Raw genomic sequence first — 20,035 nt, 5'->3', positions numbered from 1 at the left:
CGCGGAGACCGGCCGCCGCAGCCGTATACGGCGCGGAAGATCACCGCTCTGACCGCCAATCCGGCCTGCTCGCGCCGGGCTGTCCTGGACGCCTCGGGGGTGGACAAGACCGCCCTGGCCCGGAGGATGGGTCACGAACCCCGCTTCGGGCAGTCCCCCTTCGCCATCGCCCGGGAGGAGGCGTTCAAGTCCTCCGTGCGGTGGGGCTCGTACGCCGAACTGATCCGGCTGCTCCGCGAGGAACTGGGCGTCCCGGTCGAGGAGGCCAAACTGCAGGACCTCACCGACGTCGGCGGCGTCACCACGCTCGCCACGCGTGAGCGGGAGACCCGGGGACTCATCGAACGCGTCGCGGCCGGTGACGAGGAGCGGCTGATCCTCCAGAACCCGGTCCTCACCCTGGAGGTGGCGGGCCGACTCGCCTACCTGGAGCCGGACGTGCTCACCCACCGGATCGACGGAAGGTTCCACATCGTCGCCATCCGGTCCTTCCCCGCGATCGACGGCCAGGCCAATCCGACGGCGGTCGCGCAGACCGCGAAGCAGGCCGCAGTGCACGTGCTCGCGCTGCGGCAGGCCTTCCGGGCCGCCGGGCTCGATCAGGGGCAGATCGCCGACACCTTCCTGCTCGTCTGCCCCAAGGACTTCTCCAACCGGCCCTACCTCCGCCAGGTCGACCTGCGGCAGGAGCTCGACGCGCTGGAGTTCCAGCTGAACCGGCTGCACCGGGCCGAGGACCTGGTCCGCGATCTGCCGGCCGCGGCGACGCTGGACACCGAACGGGAACCCGGCGAACTCCGGGACACGGTGGGGAGGCTGGACGCCGCCTACGTCCCCGACTGCCTGTCCTTCTGCGAGATGGCGCACCACTGCCGCGACGAGGCGGACGCGTTCGCGGCCCCGGCCCGATTGGGCGGCGCGCTGCGGAACGACCTGCCCGGCATCGATTCCACGAGCACCGCCCTCGCCTATCTCGACGGCGTGCTGGTGGCCGGCGAGGAGGCCACCGAGACCGTCGAGCTGCTGCTCGCCGCGGAACACCTGCACCGGCTGCGCCGAGGAGAGGTCGCATGAGCATGCTCACCACGGTCGCCACCCTGCGTGCGACCCAGAGCGGCAGGGCCCAGCCACTTACGACCGTCCGGCACCAGCACCTCGACGAGAAGCCCTTCGTCCTGGTGCCGCTCACGCTCGCCGGGGAGGCCTGCGCACCGCTCGCGGCCCTGGCCGGGACCGACCCCGAACATCCGCTCCTGCTGACGGTCCGCCGGCCCAGAGACCGCGACATGCGGTTCCGCTTCGTCGAGGAACTCGCCGCGCTGCTCCTGCCGTACATCGAGGACTGCCGCGCCGATACCGAGACCTACACCGCCGGGCGGGGCAAGGAGAAGGAGGAGCGGGAGCGCGCCCTGCGCGCGCCGCAGCTCCTCGTCCCGAATGGCGAGGGCATCGCCTACGTCCGCCTCCTCGGTCGGCTCACCCGCCTGCGCGCCACCGAGGGCCCGCACGCCGTGCATCCTGACGTGCCACGGCTCGGAAAGTGGCTGACCTGGCTCGCCGACCAGGCGGAGTTCCCGGGCTCCAGCACGATGCTCGCGGCGAGCCGCCTCCTCACCGCCCACTGGGCGACCGGCCAGAGTTCCGCCGAGGACTCCCACCTGGCGGCGCTGGTCGCCTGGATCGACCCGCCCGAGGGAAGCAGCGGCGCCGAGGCCGCCCGGGCCGCCGAGGACCCGCTGGCGTGGCCGCCCGCCGGCCCGGCCACCGAGCCGGGCTTCGACACCGTCCTGCACGACCTGTTCGACCGGTTCGAGGAGACCGCGGGCCAAGTGCGGGAACGGGTGGGCGAGCGGATCGACCTCGCGCTGCTGGCACAGCTTCGGCCGACCTGGGACCTCGTCTGGCGCGGTGTCGGCCTGGCCCGGGCGTTGCCCGAGGGCGGGCGCGTCGCCGCCCGGTGGGCCTACGACCGCCGCTGGTTCACCGAGTACGCCGCCTACCTGGAGGAGCACGGCCACCCGCAGGGGCGGCGCGATCGCGCGGTGGGCGCGGCCCGGCGGCTCGCGCGGCTGGAGGACGCGGCCACGCGGTACGCCGTCGAACGCGCCTACGACGACCCGTTGGTGATGGCCGAGTACGAGCTGACGGGCGAGGCGTTCAGCGGGAGAGTCGTCGCCCGGGACGAGGACCGGCTCCTCCCCGGTGCGAGGAGTCCGCTCTGGCGGCCGACGATCACCATCCGCACCGACCGCCCGCTGCGCCTCGAGACCGGGGCGAAGGTGATCTCCCCCGCCCGGCCGGGCCAGTCCGCCGAGATCATCGACGTGACCCCGCACGACGGCACCCACCTGGTGGTGCTCCAGCTCAGCGGAGGCTTCGCGAACAAGCGCAAGCCGCCCGCCCCGCCCGGCACGCTCGCCGAAACGGACGAGCAGCTGACCTACACGGTGCTCAGCCTGGACACGATGCCGACGGCGTTGCCCGCGGAGGAGGACACCCCGTGGACCCACGGGGGACCGCGCCAACCCTACGAACCCACCGAAGAGGACGCCGAGGAGGAGTGGGAGTGAACCCGACCACGTCCATGACACCGGTTCCGCGCCCCCGCACGCCCGCTGTCGACGACACGAGCCCGGGCGCCCGCGCCGACCGGGCGGTCGCCGGGATCCTGGCCGACCTCGACACGGCCGCCGGTCGTGGGGTGGTCGTCGACTCCCCGCCGGGCGCCGGAAAGTCCACCCTGGTCAAGCGCGCCGCCGGTCACCTCACCTCGGCCGGCCACCAGGTGATGATCGTCGCCCAGACCAACGAGCAGGTCGACGACCTCGTGGACAACATCGCCCGGGAGTACCCGGACCTGCCGGTCGGACGGCTGCACAAGTCCGAGTTCGTGCTGCCCGCACGGGTGGCCCGCCACCCGAACGTCACCGGCGCCGCCGGTATCGACGCCCTGCGCGACCTGCCCGTCGTCGTGTCCACGGCCGCCAAGTGGGCACGCGTCGACGCCGGGAAGTCCGGGACCTGGCGCTGGGCCATCGTCGACGAGGCCTACCAGATGCGGTCCGATAACCTGCTCGCCACCGCCCCACTGTTCGACGCGCCCGACTCGCAGGTGCTCTTCGTCGGCGACCCCGGTCAGCTCGACCCGTTCGCCACCGTGGACACCGACCGCTGGCACGGCCTCAGCTGGGACCCGCTGCGCAACGCCGTCGACGTCACCCTCGCCCACGAGCCGAGCCTGCGCAGGCACCAGCTGCCGATCTCCTGGCGGCTGCCCGCGATGGCCGCGCCCCTCGTGGAGAAGGCGTTCTACCCTTTCTACCCCTTCGAGTCTGGGACCACGACGGGCGATCGCGTCCTCGACTACGGCAGCGTGCCCCATCAGACGACGCCGGAGGACCAGGTGCTCGGCCAGGCCGCCGCCACCGGCTGGGGCTACCTGGAACTCCCCGGCCGCCACACCCTCGACCACGACCCGCAGACCGCCGAGGCGCTCGCCGCGACGGCGGCCCGGTTGCTGGAACGCGGCGCGCTGGTCAACGGCGATCCGCTGGACCAGTCCCGGATCGCCATCGGCGCGGCGCGCACGATCCAGGTGGACGCCGTGAGATCCCGGCTGGCCGAACGCGGCCTCACGGAGATCACCGTGGACACCGCCAACCGCCTCCAGGGGCGGGAGTTCGACGTCACCCTGGTCTGGCACCCGCTCTCCGGCCGGCCGGACGCCTCCGCCTTCCACATGGAGACCGGGCGCCTGTGCGTCCTGCTGTCCCGGCACCGGTTCGCCTGCATCGTCGTGGCCCGGGCAGGAATCCGGGACCTGCTCGACCGGCACCCCCGAAGCAGCCCGGTGCACTTGGACGTGCCGCCGAAGTTCCCGGACGGCTGGCGGGCCCACCAGACGGTGATGGACCGGCTGGAGCGGCCGGAGCACCGGGCCCGGCTCTCCTAGCACACCGGGGCGGTGGCCGGGCGGGATTCGGGGGACCGGCGGTACCCGGCTGATGCGGGCACATACGGTTGGGACGGGCCGACGGCCCGAGGGGAGGGGACGCAGTGCGACGGGTGCCATCAGGGATGTTCCGGTTCACGACCGGCGACCGCGCCGAGGTCCACACCGCGATCCTGCGCGCGTTCGGTGCCGCGAACGAGCGGCTGGAGACCGCACTCGGTCTCGACGAGGTCCGGGCCCGGCTGCGGACCGTCGGCTGGCTCGACCCGGTAGAGGACGCGGACCTGCAGGAGCGGCTACGGCAGCTCAAGGGCTGGGGACTGCTCGACGTCGTGCAGAACCACGCCGAGAACTACCGCACCGCCGAGGAGTACGAGCGCCGCAATCTCCAGTACTCGCTGACCAGGATGGGCGAGGCCGCGCTCGCCGGCATGGAGCACGCGCTGTCGGTGCTGACCTCGACCGGCGCGCTCCAGACCGCCGTGCTGGAGGCGATCGCCGACCGGCTCGACGAACTCTGCCTGCTGCTGGACGAGCCGGCCTCGCCTGACCGGCGCATCTACAGCACCTTGCACGAACTGGAAGGCCACCTCGACGCGCTGCTCGCGAACACCAAGGCGTTCAACGGTGAGCTGCAGCGCCTGCTGCGCACCGAGGGCGCCGACCTCTCGACCTTCCGCGAGGTCAAGGCCGCCACGGTGACCTATCTCCAGGAGTTCCTGCTCAACCTCGACCAGCGCGGACAGCGGGTCGCCTCCGCTGTCACCCGGGTCGAGCGGCACGGAGTGAGCCTGTTGCACGCGCGGGCGCTGCGCGGGGCCGAACTGCCGCCGACCGCGGGATCCGAGCAGAGCGGGGACTGGCTCGGGCGGCGCAGGGCCCGTTGGGAGGGGCTGCGCGCCTGGTTCCTGCCCAGTGACGGGGCCCGTCCCCGGGTCGAACGGCTGCACGACGTGGCCCGCCGGGCGATCGTGACGCTGCTCCAGGTGCTCGACCGGATCACCGAGTCGCGGCGACGCTCCTCCAGCGCGGCCGAGGACTACCGGGAGCTGGCCAGATGGTTCACGGCCGCGCCGACCGACGACGACCTGCACCGCCTCTGGTCGGCCGCGTTCGGCCTCGGCCCGGCCCGTCACCACCACCTCGCCCACCAGGACCCGGAGCTGGTGCCCTCGTCCACCGCATGGGCGCAGGCCCCGCCGGTCCAGGTGTCCGCGTTGCTCCGAACCAGCGGGCGGACCGAGCGGTTTACCCGGACCGGCAGGGTGCGTGACATCGAGGCGCTCAAGGCCGCCCGGGCGGAACGTGCCCGCAAGGAGCGCGCCGAAGTGGAGGCGGCCTGGGACTTCCTGCGGACGGAGGGCCCGGTGCGGCTCTCCCACTTCGGTCGACTTGATCACCTCGTCTTCGAACGGTTGCTGGAACTCCTGGGCCGGGCGCTGGCCGGCCCCGTGGACAGCAGCGGTGCCCGTCGGGCCGTCACCTCGGACGGCCGGATCGAGATCGTCCTGTGGCCCGCCCCGGACGGCCGGAGCGCCGTGCTCCAAACCGTTCGCGGGCGGCTGGAGGGACCCGACTACCTGGTGGAGATCGGACGGCCGGGATCGGCCGCTTCCCGGAGACCCCGACTGGATGCCGCCGAATGAGCTCGCTCGCCAACCAACTGGTCGTCGCCGAACGCGAGGAGGTGGCCCGCGGCATCCGGCTCCTGCTGGGCCGGCCGCTGATCACCGACCGGGCCGACCCGGTCGCCTTCGAGCTGGTCCGGCGTCGCCAGTCGCTGCTGGCCAGGTGGTTCGACTACCACTGCGGTTGGCACCTCGTGGTCGAACCCCGCCTCGGTTACGCCCGCCTGTTCAAGGTCCTCGGGAGCCGGGACGCCTCCCGCCCCGCCAAACGCCTACGCCACGGCCGGTCCCCGTTCGACCGCCGCCGCTACACCCTGCTCTGTGTCGCCGCGGCGGAGCTGCTACCAGTGCCGGTGATCACCATCGGCCTGCTCGCCGATCGTGTCGTCCAGGCCTGTGCGACCGACGAGGCGCTGCCGTCCTTCGACACCGCCAGTGGTTCGGAGCGCATGGCCCTCGTCGACGCGCTGAAACTGCTGGAGTCCTACGGGGCGCTCCTCGTCCTGGACGGCGCCACCGAGAGCTTCGCGGAGTCGGCCGAGGCCAAGGTGCTCTACCGGGTCGACACCACCGTGCTCACCCGCCTTATCTCGGCCCCCGTCGGCCCCTCCCGCCTGGCCGTGCCACCTGGAGAGGTGCCGCGGCGCTTCGAGGAACTGCTCACCGAGACGCTCCACGAACACCGCTACGGCGGCTCGGGCAACGACGGACGGCCCCCGGCCTCGGAGACCCAACGCAACCTCCGGCTGCGGCACACCGTGTTCCGGCGCCTCCTCGACGACCCGGTGCTTCATCACGAGGACCTGTCGGCCGAGGAACTGGCCTACCTCACCACGCCGACCGGACGCCAGATCGTCCGCCGCGCCGCGGAACAGGGCGGCTTCGTCCTGGAGGAACGGGCCGACGGGCTGCTGCTCGTCGACCCCGACGGGATCGCCACCGACAGCAGGTTCCCGGACGATTCGGCCACCGCGCGGGTCACCGCGCTCCTCCTGCTCGAACCCCTGATCGCCGCGCCCGGCGGCCTGCTGCCGGAACAACTCGCGGCCGAGGCGGCCGAACTGCTGCGTCGCCACCCCACCTGGGCGAAGACCTACCAGACCGCCGACGGTCCCCAAGGGCTGGCCACCGACGCCGTGCGCGTCCTCGCAGACTTCGGGCTCGTCCGGCAGGCCGGCTCCCGGACAGTCGCCCGTCCCGCCGCGGCCCGCTACCGCGTGGCGATGACCGAGCCACCGACCACCCAGGAGGAGGACCCTCGATGAACGTGACGGAACTTCCGGCCCGGACGGCCGAGCCCGACACCGAGACGTTCGATCGGACGGCTCGCTGGCAGCCGACCAGGGCGGGCATCCTCAACGTCTGGCGCTACTTCGACGAGACCTTCACCTTCCACGACGGCCGGTTGCTCCTGCGCGGGCACAACGGCACCGGCAAGTCCAAGGCCCTGGAAGTACTGCTGCCCTTCCTGTTCGACGCCAACCTGCGGCCCAACCGGCTCTCCACGTTCGGCGGCTCCGAACGCACCATGCACTGGAATCTCATGGGCGAGGGCGCGTCCGGCAAGACCCGTATCGGCTACGTCTGGGTGGAGTTCCGCACCGTGCGGGGCGGGCAGCCCCGCTGGTTCACCTGCGGGGCACGGCTCCAGGCGAGCGTGCACACCGCCGGTGTCACCGCGGACTACTTCACCACCACCCTGCGCGTCAGCCGACCCGGCGGACTCGACCTCGTCAACGGAGCGGGCCAGCCGCTCACCAAAGCCGCGCTCGCCGAGGCCCTGCGGGGTGACGGCGAGGTACACGGAGCCGCTGCAGATTACCGGACCGCCGTCCGGACCACGCTCTTCCCCGGCCTGAGCGAGCAGCGCTACGACGCCCTGATCACCGCACTCCTCCAACTGCGGACCCCCAAGCTCTCCGAACGCCTCGACCCGGCACTGCTCTCCTCGCTGCTCTCGCGGGCGCTGCCGCCGCTCGGCGAGGGCGAGATCACCGAACTCGCCGAGGGCTTCGAGCGACTGGACCGGCAACGGGAGCACCTCAGGTCGCTCGACGAGGAGGTTGCGGCGGCGGACGCGGTGGCGAGCCAGCAGCGCGGATACGCCCGGCGCGTCCTGCGGGCCGGGGCCGCCGCGCTCATCTCGGCCACCACCGAGATGGACAACCTCACCAGGGTCGTCCGGGAGAGCGAGCAGGACCACGCGACGGCGCTCGACCGGCGGACCGAGGTGGAGATTGCCCGGACGGCGGCCGAGCACACCGGGCAGGAGGTCGAGGGTGCGATCCAAGGGCTGCTCGATTCCGAGGTATACCGGGAAGGACAGGAGATCGACCAGCTGCGCCGCCGCGCTGACCAGGCACAACGGGTCGCTAGGAACCTGCGGGAGAGCGCCGAGGTGAAGCGCCGGGCGGCAGAGACGGAACAGGACGGAGCCGAATCGGTCCGACGGCAGGTCGAGCATCATCTCGCGCACGTCCGCGCCGCCGAGGAGGACAGCCGGGCCGCCGCGCGGCGGGCGGCGATGGAGTCCGTGTGTGGCGAGGCCCGGAGGCTGCTGGACGGCCCGGCGGAGCCGCCGTCCGTAGCCCTGCGGCCGACGGTGGTCGCCGCCCCGGCCACCGAGGTGGCCGGCCGGGTGCGCGGCGCCCGCGTGCTGTTCCGCGGCGCCGTATCGGTGCGCCAGGAACAGATCGGCCAGGTCCGCTCGGCGCTCGGCCGTCACGAGCAGGCCCGGACCGACCGGCAGACCGCCGAAGGACACCTGGAACAGGCCCGTGAGCGGCTCTCCGACGCGACCGGTCGGCTCGACGAGGCCGTCCGAGCCCACGACACCGCCCTGGACGAGCAGGCCGGCCGGCTCCGGCAGTGGGCGGTGGACGAATGCACCGAACTCGTCATCGACGATCCGGAGGAACTCGCCGCCCGCGCGGCCACCGAGACAGCCGTGCTTGACCTGGTCAACTCGGCGGCCCGGAAGGTGGAGAAGACTCTCACCGCCCTTGAGACCACCGCCACCGCCGATCGTGAGGCCGCCCTCGAGTACCGGCAGCGGATCTCCGACGAACTGGCCCGGACGGCGGCCGAGACAGAGCTGGTACCGGCGGCACCGGCCTTCCGGACGAGCGATCGGGCCGACCTTCCCGGCGCACCGCTCTGGCGCCTGGTGGCCTTCCGCGCTGAGGCGGCCGCCGCCGAACAGGCGGGCGTGGAGGCGGCCTTGGAGGCAGCAGGTTTGCTGGACGCCTGGGTGACACCCGACGGCGCGGTCACGGCACCCGGCCACGACACCTACGCCCTTCCCGGTCTGGCGGACGCCGTGTCCGGCTCGTCCCTGCTCGACGTCCTGCGGCCGGAGTCCGACGCGCCCGTCCCGGCCGGCGTCATCCGCCGGCTGCTCGCCGGCGTCGCGTATGGGCCCCACCTTCCGGCCGATCACCCGGTAGCCGTCGCCGCCGACGGTGCCTGGCGGCTCGCCCCGCTCACCGGGACCTGGTCCAAGCACGAGGCCTGCTACCTCGGCGCGGCTGCCCGGGAGCGTGCCCGACAGCGCCGGATCGCCGAACTGACCGTCCGGCTCGCCGAGGCCGAAACCGCCGCCGAGACGCACGAGCAGGTGCTCCGTGCTCTGACCGAACGCCGCGACCGGCTTGCCGCGGACCTCCGCGCGCGGCCCGGTCACCAGGCCCTCGCCGAGGCGACCCGGACCAGGGAACGAGCCGAATCGGACCTTGGCACCCGGGAGGAAGCGGTCCGGGACGCGGTCACCCGGCTCGCCGATCGGGAGACCGCTGTGGCCCGTGCCCAACGGGCACTTGCCGGGATCTCCGCGGAGTACGGCCTGCCAACCGACCGGGTCGCCCTCGACCGGGTCGCCGCAGCCGTGACCGCGCTGCGCGAGCAGGCCGACATCTGGCTGGATGGTCACCTGGACTGGGCCACCGCACACAGCGCCTGGGGCCTCGCCCAACGCCACGCGGACAGCGTGCGCGCCGCCGCCCTGGAGAGCTCGGAGGCGGCGACGGGCGCCGAGGCCGAGGCCCGGGGGCTCGCGGCCACCCTCGAAGCCGTCGAGAGCAGCGTCGGCGAGGACTACCGGCAGCTTGCTGCCCGCCTCGACGATCTCCGGCTGACTCAGGCGCGTAGCCGCCGGGAGGCTGCCGATCTGACCGCCGAGCTGATCACCTTGGAGGGCCGGATCGGCGCGCTGCGCACGACCATGACGCAGGACGTCGAGCAGTACGAGCGGTCGGTCGAGTCGCGTGACGCCGCCGCCCGCAGGTTCCGCCACCTGTGCGTGCTCGGCCTGCCGGAGGACGCGGGCCGCGCGGTCGCGCTGACCGGCGAGGACGGTACGCGCGCCACCTTGGACGCGGCGCGGGATGTCGCGGCGGCCTGGCCGAGCATCCCTCACAGCGCCCGGAACCTCGGCGACTCCCTCAACAGGCTGTCGGAGGCCGTCCACCGTGCCCGGCAGAGCCTCGGCGGCCGGGCGGACGTGGAGCTGGAGGCCGACGAGGACATCCACCTGCTCACCGCCTCCGTCGACGGCATCCGCACCGGCGCCGCGGGGCTCTTGGCCATGCTCACCGAGGACCGCAAGCGCAGCAGCGACGACATCACCGCAGCCGAGCGCGACCTGTTCGAACGAACCCTGACGGGCGACACCCGACGCCATCTCGCCTCCCGCATCCGGCAAGCCACCGACCTGGTCGACCGGATGAACGGCCACCTCGCCCGTGTCCGGACGGCGTCGAAGGTGGCGGTCCGCCTGGTGTGGCAGATCCACCCCGACCTGCCCCCGGGCACCCGGGCGGCCCGGGAACTGCTGCTGAAGGACCCGGCCCGGATCACCGAGGCCGACCGGGAGGCGCTCTTCGCCTTCTTCCGCGGTCGGATCGACGAGGCCAAGGTAAAGAACACGGCGGCCACGTGGGAGGAACAACTGGCCGAGGTCCTCGACTACACGGCCTGGCACCAGTTCGTGGTCAAACTTGACAGAGGCAACGGCGCCAGCTGGCAACTGCTCACCAAGAAGCTGCACGGAGCGCTCTCCGGTGGCGAGAAGGCGATCGCTCTGCACCTGCCGCTGTTCGCCGCGGTGGCCGCGCACTACGAGGCCGTCGCCGCGGCTCCACGATTGATCCTGCTCGACGAGGTCTTCGTCGGCGTCGACAGCACCAACCGCGGTCAGGTTTTCGGTCTGCTCGCGGGGCTCGATCTCGACCTGCTGCTCACCTCTGACCATGAGTGGTGCAGTTACCAGGAGCTGCCCGGGATCGCCGTGCATCAGTTGATTGCCGGCAGCGACGGCGACGACGCCGTGACCAGTGCGCGGTTCGTCTGGACCGGGGCCGACCTGATCCCGGACGAGGGTGAGCCGGTCCCCGGTCGGACGGACCAGGAGTCGACACTGTCATGACGAAGAAGCAGGTGGGCCACGGGCTGGACCGGCCGGAGCTGCGGCCGCTCTGGCGGGCCCTCCATCACCGGATGTCGGCCGGCGGTCCGGTCGGCCGGGTGCGGGTCGGTCCGCTCGATGCGGCCGGCCAGGAGGCGGTCGCAGACCTCCTCGGCCTCGACCGCCTGCCCGGACCCCGGCCGACGGTCCGGCTGGCACAGCTCGACGTCGCCTTGTCCGAAGTCTGCGGTTTGACCGTCCGGCAGCTGGTGGCCGAGCTGGTCGGCCCGATCGGTGACCGGAGGACCGAACGGGAACAGAGCCGGGGGGAGCGGCTCGCACTCTGGGACTGGTTGGCCGGCCACGAGGTCGTCCGGGCCCAGCCGGCCCTCGTGGACTGGGCCGCCCAATTGCGGGCAGCAGGGCTCGTCGACGGCTCGGCCGATCGTACACGGGCGCTGCTGACCGCCGCGCTGGCGGTCCTGGCCGGACTGCCGGCCGACGGTGAGCCGCTCCCGGTGCTCGCCGCCAGGGTGGTCGACGGGGACTCGCACGCGCTGGACGACGGAACCCGGCTCTCGACCCTGGTGCTCAAGGCACTCGCAGCCCTTCACGACACGCCGGTTCCGGAGGGCGCGAACGAACGGCGCAGCCTCTGGGGCCGCGCCGGCGTGGCTGACGACCAGCTCTCCAGTACCGTGCTCACGGCCGGACTCCGCCCGCTCGGCGACGGTCCGGTTGCCAGGATCGCCCGGATCTGCGCCGATGCGGCGCACCCGCTCAGCCTGACGCTCGCCCAGCTCCGTGTCCCGGGAGAGGTCGTCTTCCCGGCCGTCCCCGTCCATGTGACGGAGAACCCCAGCGTGCTCGCGCTCGCGCTGAAGCGGTTCGGCTCCTCCTGCCCGCCCCTGGTCTGCACCTCGGGCTGGCCCACCACCGCGGTGGTCCGGTTGCTGAGGCTGCTCGCCGAGCACGGAGCACCGCTTCGCTATCACGGCGACTTCGACGGTGAGGGCGTACGGATCGCCGCGTATGTGATGGCCAAGACTGCCGCCGAGCCGTGGCGGCTGTCGGCCAAGGACTATCGGCAGACGGCCGGCCGGGTCCGGCGGGGTCCGGACCTCGGCCGGATCACGCCGGCGCCGTGGGACGCGGATCTCGCCCCGAGCCTGCTCGAGCTGCGGATCGCGGTGGTCGAGGAGGTGGTCGCGGATCTCCTGCTCGAGGATCTCGCGCGTGCCGCCGGCCTGGCCTGAACCACTCGGTCGGTCGGCGGCACGGATGCCCAGTCGTCAGTAGTCGGCGCTGGGGGCGCGGGTGGTGGGGCCGAGGTCGGGGTGGTCGCGGAGTTCGAGGGCCTCGGCGTGGCGGGCGAGTTCCAGCAGGACGAGGGTGTTGCGGCCCGGCCGCCAGAGCGGGGCGGGGGCGTAGAGGGTGCGCTGCGGGCCCTCCTCGGTGTAGCGGCCGAGCAGGAAGCCGTTGAGCCAGAGCAGGCCGCGGCCCCAGCCGGGGAGGGCGACGAAGGCGTCGGCCGGGGCGTCGAGCTCGGTCTCGAAGCGGTGGAAGGCCGGGTCGTCGTCGGCGGCCTCGGCGGCCGCGTCGAAGGCGAGCGCGGACAGGTCGGTGAGCGGGAGCGGGCGGATCTCCCAGCCGAGCAGGCGCTGGCGCTCGTGCGAGACGCCGCGCCGGATGCCCTTGCGGTCGTCGAGCTGCGGCCCGTAGTTGGCGCGGCCGAGGGCCTCGACCAGGATGTCCAGGGTGGCGCCGGCCGGGCCGGTGGCCAGCGGGAGGGTCGCGCCGGGGTCGTCGCGGTGGAGGGTGCCGAGCGGGCGGCCGTCGGCGAAGACCTGGGCGCGGTCGCCGATGCCGTCGATCCGCAGCGGCATTTCCGGGCGCGGGCCGGGGACGTGGGTGCGGTAGTGGATCAGGCCGAGGGACTGGCCGACCCGCTCCATCGGCTCCGGGGCGGGCCGGCGCACCGGAGTGGAGAGGGCGTCCAGCGAGTCCAGCAGCCGGACCCGGCCGGTCGCGCGGTCCAGCCGGCGCGGCGCCAACCGGGGCGGCTGGGCGGGGAGTTCGCCCTCCGGGAGCGGGACGTACTTGCCGATCACCTCGCGCAGGGCGTGGAACTTCGGGGTCAGCTCGCCGGCCTCGCCGATCGGCGCGTCGTAGTCGTAGCTGGTGACGGTCGGCTCGTAGCCGGGGGCGTCCGGGCCGGTGCCGGAGTGGTTGGCTCCCGCCCAGAGGCCGAAGTTGGTGCCGCCGTGCGCCATGTAGAGGTTGACCGAGGCGCCGGTGGCGAGCAGCTCGTCCAGCGACGCGGCGGTCTCCGCGACGTCCCGGACGTGGTGCGGCTCGCCGATCCGGTCGAACCAGCCGATCCAGAACTCCATCGCGGCCAGCGGGCCCTTCGGCTGCTGGCGCCGGAGCACCTCGAAGCGCTCGGGCGCGCGGGAGCCGAAGGTGGCGGTGGCCAGCAGGCCCGGGATCGCGCCGCCCTGCTGCATGAAGTCCTCGGACCCGTCGGCGGTGAACAGCAGGCAGTCCACCCCGCGCGCGACCAGGCCGTCCCGCAGGTGCGCCAGGTAGGCGGCGTCGTTGCCGTAGCTGCCGTACTCGTTCTCCACCTGGACGGCCACCACCGGGCCGCCCCGGCTCGCCAGCAGCGGCAGCAGCTCGGGCACCAGGGCGTCGAACCAGCCGTCCACCGCGGCCAGGAAGGCCGGGTCGGAGCTGCGCAGCCGGATCCCGTCGACGGCCAGCAGCCGGGCCGGCAGGCCGCCGAACTCCCACTCGGCGCAGATGTACGGGCCGGGGCGGAGGATGACGTCCAGGTCGTGCTCCCGGGCCAGCCGGACGAACCGGGCGACGTCCCGCCAGCCGGTGAAGTCCAGCTCGCCGGAGGGGAGCTCGTGGAAGTTCCACGGGATGTAGGTGTCGACGGTGTTGACGCCCAGGGCGCGCAGGCGGGCCAACCGGTCGTCCCACAGGTCGGGGTGGACCCGGAAGTAGTGCAGGGCGCCGGCGACGATGCGGTGCGGGGCGCCGTTGCGCCGGAACCCGGTGTCGTCGTAGTCGAGCTCGATCATGCGCTGACCAGCTTTCGGTGGTGACGCGGGCTGCCGGGAGTCGGGCCCGGCGGTCGGGAGCCCAGGGGCGTCGCAGGACGAAACGGGCGGTGCGGGGTGATCGTGCCCGGCGAGCCGGTGCGGCGGGGTGTTCCGGGCGGCCCGGGCGGGCCTAGACTGCACAGCCCGCGCGGCATTACCGACGGGTAGGTCGGTTGCCGCGGGGTGTCGACACCGACCGGTAGGGATGGGGAGTCCGGATGGCCGAGGAGCGGGTGCACGCGTACGGCGACGACGCGCTGGGAGAGGACGACGCGGTGGCGCTGGCCGCCCGGGTCCGGGCCGGCGAGGTCGGTCCGGACGAGCTGGCCGCCGCCGCGGCCGCCCGCGCCGAACGGATCGACGCGGTGCTCGCCCCGGTCGCCTTCGCCGCGTACGGGCGGGCCCGGACCGGGCCCGACGCCGGCCCGGACAGCCCGCTGTACGGCGTGCCCAGCTTCCTCAAGGACAACACCGACCTGCGCGGCATGCCCACCGGGCAGGGCAGTTCGGCCTTCCGCGCCAAGCCCGCCCGCCGCACCGCCGGGTTCGCCGAACAGTTCCTCGGCACCGGTCTGAGCGTGCTCGGAAAGACCCGGCTGCCGGAGTTCGGGCTGAACGCCTCGACCGAGTACGCCGAGGCCCGCCCGGTCCGCAACCCCTGGAAGACCTCGCACTCCGCGGGCGCCTCCTCCGGCGGCGCGGCCGCCCTGGTCGCCGCCGGCGTCGTCCCGATCGCCCACGCCAACGACGGCGGCGGCTCGATCCGGATCCCGGCCGCCTGCTGCGGCCTGGTCGGCCTCAAGCCCACCCGCGGCCGGACCGTCCCCAACGACCAGGGCCGCCGGCTGCCCGTCGACCTGATCACCGACGGCGTGCTGACCCGGTCCGTCCGCGACACCGCCGTCTTCCTCGCCGCCGCCGAACGGCACCGCCGCAACCCCGCGCTGCCGCCGCTCGGCCTGGTCGAGGGCCCGGGCGAGCGCCCGCTGCGGATCGGCCTGGTCACCGACTCGCCGACCGCGACCACCGACGGGCCGACCCGCGCGGCGGTCGAGGAGACGGCGGGCCGGCTGGCCGCGATGGGCCACCACGTCACCCCGGCGACCCTGCCGTTCGGCGAGGAGTTCTCCCGCGACTTCGTCCTGTACTGGGGCTACCTCGCCTTCCTGATCGCCGCCACCGGCCGGCTCACCGTCGACCCGGGCTTCCGGGCCCGCGAGCTGGACGGCCTCACCACCGGGCTGCGCCGGCTCTTCCACCGCGAGTTCGCGCGGGTGCCGGGCGTGGTGCGGCGGCTCCGGCAGGCCGAGCGGACGTACGCGGGGATGTTCGAGACGTACGACGTGATCCTGTCGCCGGTGCTGGCGCACGTCGCGCCGCCGATCGGGCACCTGAGCCCGAACGTGGCGTTCGACGAGCTGCTCGCCCGGCTGACCCGGTACGTGGCGTTCACACCGGTCAACAACGTCACGGGCGGGCCGGGGCTCGCGCTGCCGGTCGGGGCGGCCGCGGACGGGCTGCCGGTCGGGGTGCACCTGTCGGCGGCGCACGGGGAGGAGCGGGTGCTGCTGGAGCTCGCGTTCGCGCTGGAGGCGGACCGGCCCTGGCGGCGGATCCAGGACTGAGCGGGCGGGGCTGACCAGTGCGGGGCCGAGCGGGCGGCGGGCGGTGCGGGCCGGCCGGGTTCAGCCGAGGACGGGGGAGGCGATCGCGCAGGCGGCCCGGACCTCGCGGCGCAGCGGGCCGAGGACCTCGGCGGGCGCCTCGGCCTCCGCCTCGGGCCGGGCGGGCAGCGGGGTGCCGGTGCGGATCGCGGCGGCCAGTGCGGTCAGGTCGGCGGCGATCGCGGCGACCTCCTCCGGCGGGGGCGGCGGTTCACCGTGCTCGACCCGGACCCGGGTCGCGGTGGTGGCCTCCACCACCCGCTCGACCGCGATCACCAGCGGCCACCAGGCCGCCGCCCTGGTCCCGGTCGGCGGCGGTTCGGTGAGCGCCCGCTGGAACTCCGAGCGCACCCCCGAGAGGTCCCGGTAGAGCCGGCGCCGCTGCCGGGGCCGGGACAGCTGGTCCCGCCCGGGCGCGGCGGCGAAGGCCAGCGCCACGTACCCGGCGGCGTCCGCGACCGCGTCGGCCAGCCGGTCGCCGATCCGGGTGTGCCAGGACTCCGGCCAGCACAGGTAGCCGGCCACCAGCGCGATCGCGCAGCCGATCAGCGAGTCGTAGAGCCGGGGCAGGACGAGCCCGAACCCCTGGTGGTTGAGCAGGTCGGAGAGGAGCAGGATCACCGGGGTGATCGCCGCCGTCTGGAACGCGTAGCCCTTCGCCGAGAACGCCGGGATCAGCATCGCCAGCACGGCCGTGGTCGGCACGTCCCACCAGCCGCGCGGCACCTCGGCGAGCACCGGCATGGCGATCAGCAGTCCGGCGGCGGTGCCGGCCGCGCGCAGCACGGCGCGGGAGAAGACCGAGCCGAAGTCGGGCTTCAGGACGAAGGTGACGGTCAGCGCCACCCAGTACGAGCGGGGTACCGGGAGCACCGAGACCAGCACCTGGGCCAGGCCGATGCAGAGCGCCAGCCGCAGGCCGTAGTGCCAGGACGCGCCGGAGAGCAGCGCCGCCCGGGCCGCGCGCCGGGCCCGCACCCGGGGCGCGGCGGGGCTGCCCAGCCGGTCGGGGGCGGGGGTGGCGTGGTGCGGGTGGGCGCGGTCCGGTTCGACGTCGACGGCGGCCGCGTAGCGCAGCGCCTGGTCCAGGGCCCGTTCGGAGGGGCCGGTCGGCGCGGGCAGCGCCAGGTCCCGGGGCGGGGACGGGCCGGGTGCGCGGCCCCGTTCGACGGTGTCGGCGAGCGCCAGCACCGCCGCCGGGTACGCCTCCGGCAGCGGGCCGAGCCGGGCCGGGCGCAGTTTGGCGGCGGAGGTCGCCTCGACGATCGGCATCAGCGCGTTGAGCTGGGCGATCAGCCGGCTCAGCCCGGGGGAGCGGCCGTGCCGGCGGGTGCGGTGGGCGAGCAGCAGGTCGTAGGAGGAGTCGAGCGACCGGGTGACGTCCTGCCGTCGCTCGTCGTGCTCCGGGGTGCCGGCGGCCCGGACGAACGCGGCGACCGTCCGGTAGCTGTCGGCGACCGCCGCCCGTTCCGGCACGCCGCCGCGCAGCGGCCAGGCGAACAGGGTGAGCAGCAGTACGAAGGCGCCGCCGACGGTCAGCAGCAGCGGGGCCTTCCACCACGGCTGCGGCATCGGCAGCCCGGCCCCGACGACGGCGTTGAGCAGGAGCAGCAGGCCGGAGACGGAGGCGACCGAGCCGATCGAGGAGATCATCCCGGAGACCAGGGCGACCAGGGTGAGCACGGCCACGGCCGTCCAGTCGCTCCCGTACACCAGGGTGCCGAGGGCGACGCCGGCCGCGCCGAACAGCTGCGGCACGGCGATGTTGAAGAACCGCATCCGGTAGGCGTCGGCGGTGTCGCCGATGACGGCGGACAGCGCGCCCATCGAGACCAGCGCCCCGTACGCGGGCCGGTCGGCCGCGAAGCCGACGGCGAGCGGCGCGGCGAGCGCGACGGCGGCGCGGGCCACCGCCGCCCAGGGCACCGGCGCGGGCGCCGGCCGCAGCCCGGCGGTCAGCCAGCCGGGCGCCGGCGGAGGGCCGGGCCGCCCGCCCGGCGCACGCTGTGCCATGCAGCCAACGTACGGCCCGCCGCCACTCCGGGCCCGCCGAGCCGAGCGCACCCGTCGCCGGGCGAACACGGGTGTCCGGTCGTCCGTCCGCCGGTTCGACCGTCCCGGCCCGGGAACCCTCGGCGGACCCGACGCACGACGGCGGCGGCGGCGGGTGGGAACCTGCCGGTCGGCGTCTGCCGGGCCGTCGTCTCTGGGACGAGGTGCGAGGGCGGGAGGACCACCGGCGGCCGGAACTCGGAGGAGCAGACGGTCGGGTTCACGCTCGGCTACGGCTGATCCCGCGCCGCCGGTCCGGTGGTGTCGGGTGCGGCTCCGCCGGGGACGGGGTGGTGGGGAGGTCGCGGGTGCGGCCGACCGGGGAGAACAGCAGGACGAGGGCGGCGAGCGGGACGCCGGCGGTGGTCAGCCACATCGCCGGGCGCAGGCCGAGCGCGGTGCCCAGGAGGCCGGCGAGCAGGGCGCCGAGCGGGATGGTGCCGTAGTTGAGGACGGCGGCGCTGGCGCTGAGCCGGCCGAGCAGCTCGGGCGGGCAGTAGCGCTGCTGGAAGCCCGCCTTGATGACGTTCCCGGCCACCACCCCGGCCGAGACGCTGAACCCGCCGACCGCGTACCAGAGCACGCCCGGACCGGCGCCGGTGAGCGGGATGAGCAGGGCGAGCGCGGGCAGGCCCAGCTCGGACAGGAGCATCGCGCGGGCCGTGCCGATCCGGGCGGCGACCCGGCGGGCGGCGAACGCCCCGAGCACGCCGCCGCTCGCGGCGGCCGCGATCAGCCCGCCGACGGTGCCGGAGGCCAGGCCGACCTCGCGGACCAGGAAGGCGACCTGGATCGACTGGTAGCCCATCAGGGCGAGGTTGGAGGCGGCCCCGAACAGGGTCAGGGCGCGCAGCCAGCGGTCCCCGGCGAGCAGCCCGAGCCCCTCGGCGACCTCCCGCCGCAGCGACCGGCCGGTGGCGGACCGGGGGCGCGGCGTCTCGCGGTGCCGGATCCGGCCCAGGCAGAGCAGCGCGACGAGGAAGGTCGCGGCGTTGGCGAACATGCCGTTGACGGCGCCGGCCAGCTGGGCGATCAGACCGCCGGAGCCGAGGCCGGCGATCTGGGCGGCGGAGGCGCTGCCGTGCAGCTTGGCGTTGCCCTCGGACTGGTCGGCGGGGTCGAGCAGGTCGGGCAGGTAGGCGGTGTAGGCGGTCTGGAAGAAGACCGCCGCGGTGCCGGTGAGCAGGGCGACGGCCAGCAGCAGGCCGGTGCTGAGCCGGCCGGTCCAGCCGGCCACCGGGACGGCGGCGAACAGCAGCAGCGAGACGGCCGCGGCGGCCAGCATGACGGGGCGGCGCGGCAGGCGGTCCACCCAGACGCCGGCCGGCAGGCCGACCAGCAGCCAGGGGGCCCAGGCGGCCGCGCCGAGCAGGCCGATCTCGAAGGTGGAGGCGTGCAGTTCGGCGACGGCGATCAGTGGCATGGCGACGCCGGTGACGGAGGCGCCGAACTTTCCGGCGGTCTCGCCGCACCAGAGCAGCCGGAAGTCCCGGTGCCGGCGGAGCAGCCCGCCGGGCGCGGCGCGGTTCACCCGGCGCTCCGTTGCCGCTCGTCCTCGTTGTCGGAGGTGCGCGGGCGGCGCGGGAAGGACTGGAGCTGGACCACGATCGGCAGCGCCGCCGGGTCGGGTTCGGCGTCCGGGGCGGGGGTGTGGCGGTCGACGACGGCGGCCAGCTCCTCGTTGAGTGCCCGGAGCTGGGCCGGGGTCAGCCGCAGCCGGCTCCAGTCCGCGATGGTGCCGACGTCACGCCACTCGTCCGGCCAGTCCTCGGTGACGTAGTCGTTGACCCGGTCGAAGTACTGCTGGACGAGCTGGTGCAGGTAGAGCGCGAGCGGGCCGCGGGTGTCGGGGTCGTCGCGGAAGTCGCCGATGTCGAGCGAGTTGGAGACGGGGACGCGCCGCCACCAGCGTTCGCGCTTGGTGCCGCGGCCAGCCTCCTCCTCGATGAAGCCGTGTTCGGCGAGGTGGCGCAGGTGCCAGCTGACGGTGCCGGTGTTCTCGCCGAGCCGCTCGGCGAGCCGGGTGGCGGTGGCGGGGCCGTCGAGGTTGAGCAGTTCGAAGATCCGCATCCGCAGGGGGTGGGCGAGCCCGCGCAGGCTGCGCGCGTCCAGCCGGCGCTGCGGGCGCCCGGGTGCGGAAGGGGGCTCGGGCGTGGAAGCGGGCTCGGGTGCGGTGGGGGGCTCGGTGGTCATACGGCGATCCTAAGATGCAGAGAGTTCTCTGCATA

At 74.2% G+C, this 20,035-nt stretch carries 12 protein-coding genes; 8 read left to right on the top strand and 4 right to left on the bottom strand.

Translation table 11 applies throughout. The features are described 5' to 3' along the window. The first annotated feature begins 99 nt into the window (after window positions 1–99). The 7 genes from AB0N76_RS11580 (at window position 100) to AB0N76_RS11550 (ending at window position 12,237) form a co-directional block, all read left to right on the top strand. On the top strand, window positions 100–1,074 hold the full coding sequence (locus tag AB0N76_RS11580; protein ID WP_363555737.1) for a hypothetical protein: 975 nt from the start codon (window positions 100–102) through the stop codon (window positions 1,072–1,074). After that, window positions 1,071–2,570, top strand: a complete 1,500-nt coding sequence (locus AB0N76_RS11575) for a hypothetical protein (protein WP_363555735.1) — start codon at window positions 1,071–1,073, stop codon at window positions 2,568–2,570. Before AB0N76_RS11580 ends, AB0N76_RS11575 begins: the two co-directional genes overlap by 4 nt. Before the next feature lie 14 nt (window positions 2,571–2,584). Next, window positions 2,585–3,952 carry an AAA family ATPase gene (locus tag AB0N76_RS11570; RefSeq protein ID WP_363555838.1) on the top strand — a complete coding sequence of 456 codons (1,368 nt, stop codon included), beginning with the start codon at window positions 2,585–2,587 and terminating at the stop codon, window positions 3,950–3,952. Window positions 3,953–4,077: 125 nt separating this feature from the next. After that, the gene (locus AB0N76_RS11565; RefSeq protein WP_363555733.1) at window positions 4,078–5,598 is read left to right on the top strand and encodes a TIGR02677 family protein; all 1,521 of its coding nucleotides are present in this window, start codon (window positions 4,078–4,080) and stop codon (window positions 5,596–5,598) included. Continuing rightward, complete coding sequence (locus AB0N76_RS11560; RefSeq protein WP_363555731.1) at window positions 5,595–6,845, top strand: TIGR02678 family protein; 1,251 nt, start codon at window positions 5,595–5,597, stop codon at window positions 6,843–6,845. Before AB0N76_RS11565 ends, AB0N76_RS11560 begins: the two co-directional genes overlap by 4 nt. Continuing rightward, entirely contained in the window at window positions 6,842–11,002 is a 4,161-nt protein-coding gene (locus AB0N76_RS11555) for a TIGR02680 family protein (protein WP_363555729.1), read from the top strand. The genes AB0N76_RS11560 and AB0N76_RS11555 overlap by 4 nt, the downstream gene beginning before the upstream one ends. After that, window positions 10,999–12,237, top strand: a complete 1,239-nt coding sequence (locus AB0N76_RS11550) for a TIGR02679 family protein (protein WP_363555727.1) — start codon at window positions 10,999–11,001, stop codon at window positions 12,235–12,237. Before AB0N76_RS11555 ends, AB0N76_RS11550 begins: the two co-directional genes overlap by 4 nt. Window positions 12,238–12,273: 36 nt before the next feature. Here the strand turns inward: AB0N76_RS11550 and AB0N76_RS11545 are convergent, their stop codons facing one another. Then, window positions 12,274–14,070 (bottom strand): beta-galactosidase family protein, encoded by a 1,797-nt coding sequence (locus tag AB0N76_RS11545; RefSeq protein WP_363555725.1) that lies wholly within the window; start codon window positions 14,068–14,070, stop codon window positions 12,274–12,276. Window positions 14,071–14,309: 239 nt separating this feature from the next. Here AB0N76_RS11545 and AB0N76_RS11540 point away from each other — a divergent pair, with 239 nt between their 5' ends. Further along, window positions 14,310–15,716 (top strand): amidase, encoded by a 1,407-nt coding sequence (locus tag AB0N76_RS11540; RefSeq protein ID WP_363555723.1) that lies wholly within the window; start codon window positions 14,310–14,312, stop codon window positions 15,714–15,716. Between the two features lie 60 nt (window positions 15,717–15,776). Here AB0N76_RS11540 and AB0N76_RS11535 read toward each other — a convergent pair whose 3' ends face one another. From AB0N76_RS11535 to AB0N76_RS11525, 3 genes are all read right to left on the bottom strand, one after another. Further along, entirely contained in the window at window positions 15,777–17,768 is a 1,992-nt protein-coding gene (locus tag AB0N76_RS11535; protein ID WP_363555721.1) for an FUSC family protein, read from the bottom strand. Window positions 17,769–18,027: 259 nt separating this feature from the next. Then, window positions 18,028–19,338: an MFS transporter gene (locus AB0N76_RS11530; RefSeq protein ID WP_363555719.1), complete on the bottom strand. Its 1,311-nt coding sequence runs from the start codon at window positions 19,336–19,338 to the stop codon at window positions 18,028–18,030. Next, window positions 19,335–20,000 carry a helix-turn-helix domain-containing protein gene (locus AB0N76_RS11525; RefSeq protein WP_363555717.1) on the bottom strand — a complete coding sequence of 222 codons (666 nt, stop codon included), beginning with the start codon at window positions 19,998–20,000 and terminating at the stop codon, window positions 19,335–19,337. Before AB0N76_RS11525 ends, AB0N76_RS11530 begins: the two co-directional genes overlap by 4 nt. Window positions 20,001–20,035: the final 35 nt, after the last annotated feature.

The organism is Kitasatospora sp. NPDC093806 (genome assembly GCF_040683335.1).
Taxonomy (GTDB): domain Bacteria; phylum Actinomycetota; class Actinomycetes; order Streptomycetales; family Streptomycetaceae; genus Kitasatospora.
This window is presented reverse-complemented; position numbering and strand designations above follow the sequence as displayed.

Coding starts and splice junctions, on each gene's coding strand:
- AB0N76_RS11575 (WP_363555735.1), top strand. CDS start 1,071: ATGAGCATGCTCACCACGGTCGCCACCCTGCGTGCGACCCAGAGCGGC.
- AB0N76_RS11570 (WP_363555838.1), top strand. CDS start 2,585: ATGACACCGGTTCCGCGCCCCCGCACGCCCGCTGTCGACGACACGAGC.
- AB0N76_RS11565 (WP_363555733.1), top strand. CDS start 4,078: ATGTTCCGGTTCACGACCGGCGACCGCGCCGAGGTCCACACCGCGATC.
- AB0N76_RS11560 (WP_363555731.1), top strand. CDS start 5,595: ATGAGCTCGCTCGCCAACCAACTGGTCGTCGCCGAACGCGAGGAGGTG.
- AB0N76_RS11555 (WP_363555729.1), top strand. CDS start 6,842: ATGAACGTGACGGAACTTCCGGCCCGGACGGCCGAGCCCGACACCGAG.
- AB0N76_RS11550 (WP_363555727.1), top strand. CDS start 10,999: ATGACGAAGAAGCAGGTGGGCCACGGGCTGGACCGGCCGGAGCTGCGG.
- AB0N76_RS11545 (WP_363555725.1), bottom strand. CDS start 14,070: ATGATCGAGCTCGACTACGACGACACCGGGTTCCGGCGCAACGGCGCC.
- AB0N76_RS11540 (WP_363555723.1), top strand. CDS start 14,310: ATGGCCGAGGAGCGGGTGCACGCGTACGGCGACGACGCGCTGGGAGAG.
- AB0N76_RS11535 (WP_363555721.1), bottom strand. CDS start 17,768: ATGGCACAGCGTGCGCCGGGCGGGCGGCCCGGCCCTCCGCCGGCGCCC.
- AB0N76_RS11525 (WP_363555717.1), bottom strand. CDS start 20,000: ATGACCACCGAGCCCCCCACCGCACCCGAGCCCGCTTCCACGCCCGAG.